9 protein-coding genes are annotated in these 8,890 nt (G+C 64.9%); 7 read left to right on the top strand and 2 right to left on the bottom strand.

Annotated elements, in window-relative coordinates; genetic code table 11:
- Positions 1-954, top strand: a 954-nt coding sequence (locus MOV74_RS23110; RefSeq protein ID WP_246927395.1) for a protein adenylyltransferase SelO family protein, incomplete at its 5' end; no start/stop codon positions are given.
- Positions 955-1,083: 129 nt separating this feature from the next.
- Here MOV74_RS23110 and MOV74_RS23105 read toward each other — a convergent pair.
- The gene (locus tag MOV74_RS23105; RefSeq protein ID WP_246927393.1) at positions 1,084-1,221 is read right to left on the bottom strand and encodes a hypothetical protein; all 138 of its coding nucleotides are present in this window, start codon (positions 1,219-1,221) and stop codon (positions 1,084-1,086) included.
- 148 nt (positions 1,222-1,369) lie between these two features.
- Between MOV74_RS23105 and MOV74_RS23100 the strand changes: the two genes are divergently transcribed.
- From MOV74_RS23100 to MOV74_RS23085, 4 genes are read left to right on the top strand one after another with little or no spacing between them, the layout of a single operon-like run.
- Positions 1,370-2,218: a phosphodiesterase gene (locus tag MOV74_RS23100; protein WP_246927391.1), complete on the top strand. Its 849-nt coding sequence runs from the start codon at positions 1,370-1,372 to the stop codon at positions 2,216-2,218.
- Between the two features lies 1 nt (position 2,219).
- Positions 2,220-3,170: a carbohydrate ABC transporter permease gene (locus MOV74_RS23095; RefSeq protein ID WP_246927389.1), complete on the top strand. Its 951-nt coding sequence runs from the start codon at positions 2,220-2,222 to the stop codon at positions 3,168-3,170.
- Entirely contained in the window at positions 3,167-4,036 is an 870-nt protein-coding gene (locus MOV74_RS23090) for a carbohydrate ABC transporter permease (protein ID WP_246927387.1), read from the top strand. The genes MOV74_RS23095 and MOV74_RS23090 overlap by 4 nt, the downstream gene beginning before the upstream one ends.
- 11 nt (positions 4,037-4,047) lie before the next feature.
- Entirely contained in the window at positions 4,048-5,379 is a 1,332-nt protein-coding gene (locus MOV74_RS23085; RefSeq protein WP_246927386.1) for an ABC transporter substrate-binding protein, read from the top strand.
- Positions 5,380-5,508: 129 nt separating this feature from the next.
- On the opposite strand, the gene MOV74_RS23080 is transcribed toward MOV74_RS23085, so the two are convergent.
- On the bottom strand, positions 5,509-6,498 hold the full coding sequence (locus MOV74_RS23080) for a zinc-dependent alcohol dehydrogenase family protein (protein ID WP_246927384.1): 990 nt from the start codon (positions 6,496-6,498) through the stop codon (positions 5,509-5,511).
- 103 nt (positions 6,499-6,601) lie between these two features.
- Here MOV74_RS23080 and MOV74_RS23075 point away from each other — a divergent pair, with 103 nt between their 5' ends.
- Together MOV74_RS23075 and rnd are read left to right on the top strand one after the other, a co-directional pair.
- Entirely contained in the window at positions 6,602-7,501 is a 900-nt protein-coding gene (locus tag MOV74_RS23075; protein ID WP_246927382.1) for a LysR family transcriptional regulator, read from the top strand.
- A 356-nt stretch (positions 7,502-7,857) separates the two neighbouring features.
- A partial coding sequence (gene rnd, locus MOV74_RS23070) for a ribonuclease D (protein ID WP_246927379.1) occupies positions 7,858-8,890 on the top strand: 1,033 nt, incomplete at its 3' end.

Here is an 8,890-nt window from a genome sequence, read left to right as displayed (position 1 = left end):
CGCGTCGCCTCGAGCCACATCCGCGTCGGCACCTTCCAGTTCTTCGCGGTCCGCCGCGATACCGAGGCGCTCCGCCGGCTCGCCGATCATGTCATCGCCCGTCATTATCCTGAGCTGCGTGACGTGGAGCGGCCGTATCACGCGCTGCTTGCCGGCGTCGTCGCGCGCCAGGCCGAGCTCGTCGCACGCTGGCTCCTGGTCGGCTTCATCCACGGCGTGATGAACACCGACAACAGCTCGATCTCGGGCGAGACCATCGATTACGGCCCCTGCGCCTTCATGGACGCCTACAATCCCGCGCAGGTGTTTTCCTCGATCGACGAGATGGGCCGTTATGCCTACGCCAACCAGCCGCGTATCGCTTTGTGGAATCTGACGCGGCTTGCCGAATGCCTGCTGCCGCTGTTCTCGGACGAGCAGGAGAAGGCGGTCGCCGAAGCCCAGGACATTCTCGGCGCCTTCTCTGACACGTTCAGCAATGCCTATCAGGCCGGTCTGCGCCAGAAGGTCGGCCTGTTCACGGAGCGCGACGGCGACGATGCGCTGATCCAGGACCTGCTCGACGCCATGGCCAAGAACCAGGCCGACTTCACCCTCACCTTCCGCAAGCTCGGCGATGCCGCGGGTGATGACGCCGCCGACATTCGGGCCCAGTTCATGGAGCCCGCAGCGTTCGACGAATGGGCCGGCCGCTGGCGCGCGCGCATCGCGCTGGAGCCGCAGAGCGCAGCCGAGCGGCAGGCCGCCATGCACGCGGTCAATCCCATGTTCATCCCGCGCAACCACCGCGTCGAGGCGGTGATCCAGGCCGCCGTGAACGACGATAACTACGCGCCGTTCGAGGAATTGGTGAAGGTGCTGGCCAAGCCGCATGAGGACCAGCCGGATTATGCCGCCTATGCCGATCCCCCGCTGCCGGACCAGCGCGTGTTGCAGACGTTCTGCGGGACGTAGCGGCAGGCTTCGAGAGGGCCACTCAAATGAACCGGAACAGTCCAATGACCAGCGACGAGATCGAGGCGATCAAGGCGCACCGCGGGTCCCTGGAAATCGTTCATCGAGAAACGTGATAAATTCAGCGGCTCAGACTTCATCCAGACCGGAGGCGAAGACTTCTACCTCACCGGCGGGACGCTCGCCGATCAGGAATTCATCGCCCACGCGCGGCAGGATATTCCAAGACTGATCGCCGAGATCGAGCGCCTGCGCGCGCTTGTTCACTAGAGCGCTTTCTCCCGCACGCTTCTTCCGTGTGGACACGTCCCGGCCGCGGGAACCGCTGTCATCAAACTGAAACACACGCGCACTAACCGCCTGTCAGGGTCGTCTTGCCGGAGACGTCCTTTCTCCAACACCCCTGACGAGCGCCATGCCCTTCAAATTCATCCACCTTACCGACACGCATCTCGCAAATCCCGGGCTGAAGCTCTATGGCCTCGACCCGCGTGCCCGGCTGGACGCGGCGATCGCCGACATCAACCGGCACCAGTCCGACGCTGCCTTCGCGGTGGTGACCGGCGACCTCACCCATTGGGGCGAGGCTGACTCCTACGCCAATTTCGCCGACGCCATGGCGGCGCTGAAGATTCCCTACATCGCGATGGTCGGCAATCACGACAAGCGCGTCACCTGCCTCGACGCGCTGAAGGCGGCGCCGCGCGATGCCAACGGCTTCGTGCAGGGCACCCGCACCACCGAGCACGGCCTGTTCGTCTTCCTCGACACGCTGGACGAGACCAGCCACGCCGGCGAGATGTGCGCCAAGCGCTTTGACTGGCTCGCGAAGACGCTTGCCAACGCGCCCGCCGACCAGCCCTTCGTCGTGTTCATGCATCACCCGCCCTTCCCGATCGGCGTCCATGCGATGGACGAGATCGGGCTGAAACAGACCGCGGAGTTTGCCGAGGTGATCGCGCCCTATCGCGCCCGCATCCGCCACCTCTTCTTCGGCCATGTGCACCGTCCCATCTTCGGCAGCTACGGCAAGATTCCGTTCTCCACCCTGCGCGGCACCAACCATCAGGTCTGGTTCGAGCTCGACGCCGGCGCGCCGCATCTGGCCAGCCACGAGCCGCCCGCCTATGGCGTGGTGCTGATCGACGAGGAGAACCTGGTCGTACACAGCCACGACTTCCTCGACACCAGTCTGCGCTTCCCCTTCGAGCCCCCGGCGGGGGTGGACGGCCGCGACTACGCACTCAACTTTCCGGGGCGGTGAAATGAGCCTCGCCGAACCCGCGGCTCTTCCGGTCGCGACCTCGGCGGCGCCGCGCCTGGACGTGCCGAAGCGCCTCGTCAGGCGCTTCAAAGCTTCGCTGCCCGCCTATCTCCTGTTGCTGCCCTCGCTGGTCTTCCTCGCGCTGTTCACCTATGGCGCGATGGGCCGCGTGTTGATCGATGCGCTCTACCAGCGCGCCACGCCGAAGGCCCCGGTCCGCTTCGTCGGTCTCGACAACATCGCAGCGGTGCTGGCCGACCCCGCCTTCTCCGGCGCCGTCGTCAACAACCTCATCTACGCCGTCGGCACGGCGATCCCGAGCATCGGCCTGGCGCTGCTGTTCGCGCTGACGCTGTCGCGCACCCATGCCGTGAGCAGCGCGCTGCGCGCAGCGCTGTTCCTGCCGGTGCTGATCCCGATGGTCGCCGCATCCGCGCTGTTCATGTTCATCTTCCTGCCCAATGTCGGCCTGCTCGACTACTACATCGGCCGGTTTCTCCCGGTGCTGCCGAACTGGCTCGGCGACCCCGACATCGCGCTCTATGCGATCATGGTCATCACCATCTGGAAGAATGCCGGCTATTACATGCTGTTCTTCCTCGCCGGTCTCCAGGCCGTGCCCGAGGACGTGATGGAGGCCGCGCATCTCGACGGCGCGGGGCCCTATCGGCGCTTCCGTCACATCATCCTGCCCGAGCTCAAGCCCACCTTCCTGTTCGTCATCGTGATCGCCACGCTCAACGCGGTGACGCAGGTCGACCACGTCTTCGTCATGACCAAGGGCGGTCCGTCCAACTCGACCAATCTGGTGCTGTTCTACATCTACCAGCAGGCGGTCGAGCACTACGACATCGGCAAGGCGTCCGCGGCAACGCTGCTGACGCTTGCCGCGCTGATGGGCCTCACCGCGCTCTCCTTCCGCACCATGGCGAACCGCGAGGGCGGGCCATGAAGCTGCTCGAAGCGCTCTGGAAGGACGCCCCGCTCGCCACGCGCGGCGAGATCACGCCCAAGCTCGGCTTCCTGCTGACCGTGCTGCTCGCGATCGTCTGGCTGATCCCGTTCCTGTGGATGGGCGTTGCGACGCTGCGCCCGGCCTCGGACGGCATCAACGCCATGGCCGAGCTGATGCCGAGCCTGAAGCCGACGCTCGACAACATCAGGGATGCCTGGGAGATCGGCGACTTCCCGCGCTACGCCCTCAACACCACCTTCATCTGCGCGGGCATTCTCCTCGTGCAGTTCGTCACGATCACGCTGGCGGGCTTTGCCTTCGCGCGCCTGAGCTTCGCCGGCAAGACGCTGATCTTCTACATGTTCCTGATGCAGCTGATGCTGGTGCCGGTGCTGCTGATCGTGCCGAACCTGAAGCTGGTCGCGCAGCTCGGCCTCTACGACACGCTGACCGGCGTGATGATGCCGTTCTTCGCTTCCGCCTTCGGCACCTTCCTGATGCGCCAGGCGTTCGAGGCGATCCCGACCGAGCTGGAAGACGCCGCGCTGATCGACGGCGCCAGCCTGTTCCAGCGCATCCGCCACATCTACGTGCCGCTGTCGATGCCGAGCTTCTGGGCCTTCGCCATCATCTCCGTCACCAGCCACTGGAACGACTTCCTGTGGCCGCTGATGGTGATCAATTCGCCGGACAAGCGGCCGCTCACGGTCGGGCTCTCGGTGTTCACCGCGACCGCGGAAGGCACCCAGGCCTGGGGCACCATCGCCGCGGGCACGCTGATGGTGATCGCGCCGCTGCTCGTCACCTTCCTGATCTTTCAGAAGCGTTTCATCAGTTCTTTCGTCACCTCAGGCATCAAATAGGAGAGTTTTCGATGCTGTTTACCCGCAGGCTCATGCTTGGCCTCGCCATGGCAGGCTCCATGGCTGCTGCCCTCGCCGTCCCGGCGATGGCCGAAGGTCCGACCGAGATCGACCTGTTCTTCCCCGTTCCCGTCGACGGCAAGCTCGCCCGCGACATGGGCACCTTGATCAAGGAGTTCAACGAGGGACACCCGAACATCAAGGCGACCGCCGTCTACACCGGCTCCTATGACGACACGCTGATCAAGACGCGCGCATCGATCAAGGCCGGCAAGCCGCCGGCTGCCGTGATCATGTCGGCCAATTTCCTGCTCGACATGCAGATCGAGAACGAGCTCACCAATCTCGATCCTCTGATCGCCGCCGACGGCACCACCAAGGACCAGTTCCTGGGTCAGTTCTTCCCGGCGCTGCAGGGCAACGCGGTGATCAACCGCTCGGTCTACGGCGTGCCCTTCCACAATTCGACGCCGCTGCTCTACATCAACGCCGACAAGGCCAAGGAAGCGGGCCTCGATCCGAACAAGCCGCCGCAGACCTGGGCCGAGCTCACCGACTGGGCCAAGAAGCTCACCAAGCGCGAGGGCGAGAAGGTGACCCAATGGGGCATCGCGATCCCCTGCGCCTATGATTATTGCGGCTGGATGATGGAAACGCTCACCATGAGCAATGGCGGGCGCTACTACAACGAGGAGTTCGGCGGCGAGGTCTATTACGACACGCCCTCGATGCTGGGCGCGCTGACCTGGTGGAACGACCTCGTCACCAAGCACAAGGTGCATGCGCCCGGCGCCACGCCTGGCCCTGCCGTCAGCACCTCCTTCATCTCCGGCAATGCCGCGATGATGATGCTGTCCACGGGCTCGCTCACTTACGTGCGCGACAACGCCAAGTTCAACTACAAGGTCGCCTTCATCCCGCGCAACGTCCGCAACGCGGTGCCGATCGGCGGCGCCTCGCTGATCGTGCCGGCAGGGCTCGAGGCCGACAAGCAGAAGGCCGCCTGGACGCTGATCAAGTGGATGACCTCGCCCGAGAAGAGCGGCTGGTGGAGCCGCGCCACCGGCTATTTCGCGCCCAACATGGCCGCCTACAAGACGCCCGAGATGGTCGACTTCCTCAACAAGAACCCGGACGCCAAGACCGCCGTCGAGCAGCTCGACGTCGCAAAGCCCTGGTTCGCGACCTACAAGACCGTACCGGTCCGCAAGACCCTCGAGGACGAGGTGATGCTGGTCCTCAACGGCAAGAAGCAGCCGAAGGAGGCCCTCGCCGCCGCCCAGAAGGCCGCCGATGAGACGCTGAAGCCGTACAACGCCGAGACGTCACTGAAGTTGCCGTAAGGCCCCTGCTTCGTAGGGTGGATTAGCCCGAGGCTGCGCAAGGCGCAGTCGCGGGCGTAGTCCACCTTCTGCCTCCTCGAATGCGAATGGTGGTGGATTACGCCTTCGGCTAATCCACCCTACGGCTCCTCAGATCGTCACCACGATCTTGCCGAACTGCGTGTTCGACTCCAGGAAGCGGTGCGCCTCGACGATGTCCTCGAACCGGAATGTCCTGGCGATAACCGGCTTCAACGCGCCGTCCGATAGACCGTCGAGAATGAACGCCTTCGCCCGCGCAAGGCGCACGGTGTCGCGAATGATCTCGTGCACGAGGTAGCCGCGCAAGACGAGGCTCTTGGTCAGCACGTTGAATAGCGGAAACGGCGTCGGCTCAGGGCTGAGCCCGCCATATTCGATCAGCATGCCGCCCGGCGACATCGCCGCGGTCAGCGGCTCGAACGCAGGACCACCAACAGCGTCGAACACGGTTCGGACGCCGTTCGCACCGGCGATCGCCTCAAGCCGTGACCGGATGTCCTCTTCTTCCGACACGATGACGTGGTCGGCGCCGGCGTCGAGCAAGGCGCGCCGCTTGGCCGACGTGCGCGTCAGGGCAACCGGGACGGCGCCCATCCGGTTCGCGATCTGAATGGCCGCCAGCCCGACGCTGCTCGACGCTGCCGTGATGGCCACGACGTCCCCTCGCCCGAGCCCGGCGATGTCGACCAGCGCGCCGTAGGCGGTCAGATACTGCATCCACACCGCAGCCGCCGTCTCGAAGCCGAGCTCCGGCGGATGCTTCACGACGAACTCGGCCGGAAACGTCGCGATTTCGGCATAGGCCGGCCATCGCACCATCGACAGTGGCGGCACGATGCTGACGGCATCGCCCGGCATAATGCCGGCCACGTCTTCCCCGATAGCCGCGACAAGCCCGGCCGCCTCCAGACCGAGGCCCGACGGAAATTTCGCGGTCTCGATGTAGGTCCCTCTCCGCAACAGCGCTTCCGCGCGATTGAGGCCGAGTGCCCTGACCCGGATCTGAACTTCGCCCTTTGCCGGCGGCGCAACATCGATGGTCTCGATGCGCAGCACCTCGGGGCCGCCATGTTGATGAAAGCGAACGGCACGGGCCATGGAAATACTCCAAAACAGTTGAACTGAATGGAGCTATGCCGATCCCCGGGAAGCGAATAAATCGCCCAAGTGAGCGAACAGTCGAAACCAGGAGTTTTCAATCATGGACCGCCTGACCAGCATGGCCGTATTCGTCAAGGCCGTCGATCTCGGCTCGTTCGCGGCCGCCGCCGACGCGCTAGAGATGTCGGGGCCGATGGTCGGCAAGCACGTGCGCTTCCTCGAGGAGCGCCTCGGCATTCGCCTCCTCAACCGCACCACGCGCCGCCAGAGCCTGACCGAGGCCGGCCAGGCCTATTATGAGCGCTGCCGCGTGGTGCTGAGCGAGGCCGAAGCCGCTGATGCTGTCGTTGCCGATGAGCTGTCCGAGCCTCGTGGCCGGCTGCGCGTAACGATGCCGGCCCTGCTCGGACGGCACTGCATCGCGCCCTTGCTGATGAAGCTGGCTCGCAAACATCCGCATCTCGAACTCGACCTCTCCTTCGGAGATCCGATCGCCGACCTCATTGAGGCCGGCTATGACCTCGCGATCCGGACCGGCGATCTCGACGACCAATCCGGCCTGATTGCACGGCGCATCGCAAGCCAGCGCATGGTGGTGTGCGGCGCGCGGTCGTATTTGCGCACGAACGGCAAGCCGAAATCGATCGACGATCTGGTCGCGCATCAGGCGATCATCTATCGTCGCTCGGGGCGGGTCCGGCCGTGGTTGTTTCCGCTGGGCGATCAGCCTCCACGCGAGATCATGCCATCGGGCCGGCTGAGGCTCGACGATCTGGAAGCGATCGCCGATGCGGTCGTGCAGGGCATGGGTCTCGCCTGGCTGCCTTATTGGCTGGTCCGCGAGCGTCTTGCCTCCGGCGCGCTGGTCGGTCTCTTCGGCGGCCAACCGGAATTCCTCTACGACTGCCACGCGCTTTGGCCGCGTTCACCCCGCATGCCGCCAAAGGTCCGCGCGGCCGTGGATACGCTGGCCACAGCCCTGCCGAAGCTGATGACGTGAAGGGGCGACCGCCCTGCCCCGTTAACTTCCCGTCCACCATCCGGCCCGCCCCGCCGCCGGTAACCATTGCAATTAACAGACCCTCAACGCACCGCCGACAAATCTACCGATGTTTCTGGAGGTTTCGCCGTGGATCTGTTGGTTATCGAGTTCCTGGGGCTGGCGCTGGTCGCCATGTGCGTGGTCGTGGTGGCGCTGCCCTGCGGCCGCAAATCCTCGCACCGGGTCCGCTACGAATAGGAATTTCGTCGGAAAAAGCGATTCCGGCCCGAATGCAAGGCTCGAATTCGCACTGAGCCCCTTGACATCACAGCACTTTCGGCAGATCGGCTGATATCAAGTGTCATGGGCCGTTCATGGATTTGATTACCACCACCGCTGACCTCGCGGCTGCCTGCAGCCGGCTGGCCAAGCACCCCGTCATTACCGTCGATACCGAGTTCCTGCGTGAGACCACCTACTACCCGCTGCTGTGCGTGGTGCAGATGGCCAGCGCCGAGGAAGCCATCGTCGTCGACACCCTGGCCGAGGGGATCGACCTCAAGCCGTTCTTCGAGCTGATGGCCAACGAGAGCGTGCTGAAGGTGTTCCACGCCGCCCGCCAGGACATCGAGATCATCTGGCACCAGGCCAATATCATCCCGCACCCGGTGTTCGACACCCAGGTGGCCGCGATGGTGCTGGGTTACGGCGACAGCATCGCCTACGACGCGCTGGTCGAGAAGGTCGCCGGTCACCGTCCCGACAAGACCCACCGCTTCACCGACTGGTCGCGCCGGCCGCTGACCAAGGAGCAGATGCACTACGCGGTGTCCGACGTCACGCACCTGCGCGACGTGTTCGCCGCGCTCGATGCCGATCTCAAGAAGCGCCGCCGCAGCGAATGGGTGTCCATCGAGATGGAGGTCCTCACCTCCCCCAGGACTTACGACTTCCATCCCGAACGCGCCTGGGAGCGACTGAAGACGCGGGTGCGCAAGCCGAAGGATCTTGCCGTCCTGATGGAGGTCGCGGCCTGGCGTGAGCAGGAAGCCCAGAGCCGAGACGTGCCGCGCGGCCGCGTGCTGCGCGACGAGGCGATCACCGACATCGCGACCCACGCGCCGACCACGCTGGAAAAGCTCGCCCATCTGCGCTCTGTGCCGAAGGGGTTCGAGAAGTCCAAATGGGGCGCGGACATCGTGGCCGCAGTCGAGCGCGGGCTGGCGCGGGATTTTGCGACGCTGCCGAAGCTGGAGAAGCCGCGCAACAACAACAACGGCGCGGCGATCGTCGAGCTCCTGAAGGTGCTGCTGCGCATGACCGCCGAGCGCCACGCGGTCGCCAGCAAGGTGATCGCGACTGTCGATGATCTCGAGGAGATCGCAGCCGACGACGAGGCCGACGTCC

The sequence above is a fragment of the Bradyrhizobium sp. SHOUNA76 genome, assembly GCF_023006445.1.
In the GTDB taxonomy this organism is placed as follows: domain Bacteria; phylum Pseudomonadota; class Alphaproteobacteria; order Rhizobiales; family Xanthobacteraceae; genus Bradyrhizobium.
The sequence above is the reverse complement of the archived record's forward strand: the minus strand, read 5'-3'. Positions and strand labels throughout refer to the sequence as shown.

What these genes read in the sequence shown, in the direction of transcription:
- MOV74_RS23080 (WP_246927384.1), bottom strand. Translation starts at nt 6,498, where the DNA reads ATGGCCCGTGCCGTTCGCTTTCATCAACATGGCGGCCCCGAGGTGCTG.
- MOV74_RS23095 (WP_246927389.1), top strand. Translation starts at nt 2,220, where the DNA reads ATGAGCCTCGCCGAACCCGCGGCTCTTCCGGTCGCGACCTCGGCGGCG.
- MOV74_RS23100 (WP_246927391.1), top strand. Translation starts at nt 1,370, where the DNA reads ATGCCCTTCAAATTCATCCACCTTACCGACACGCATCTCGCAAATCCC.
- MOV74_RS23090 (WP_246927387.1), top strand. Translation starts at nt 3,167, where the DNA reads ATGAAGCTGCTCGAAGCGCTCTGGAAGGACGCCCCGCTCGCCACGCGC.
- MOV74_RS23075 (WP_246927382.1), top strand. Translation starts at nt 6,602, where the DNA reads ATGGACCGCCTGACCAGCATGGCCGTATTCGTCAAGGCCGTCGATCTC.
- MOV74_RS23085 (WP_246927386.1), top strand. Translation starts at nt 4,048, where the DNA reads ATGCTGTTTACCCGCAGGCTCATGCTTGGCCTCGCCATGGCAGGCTCC.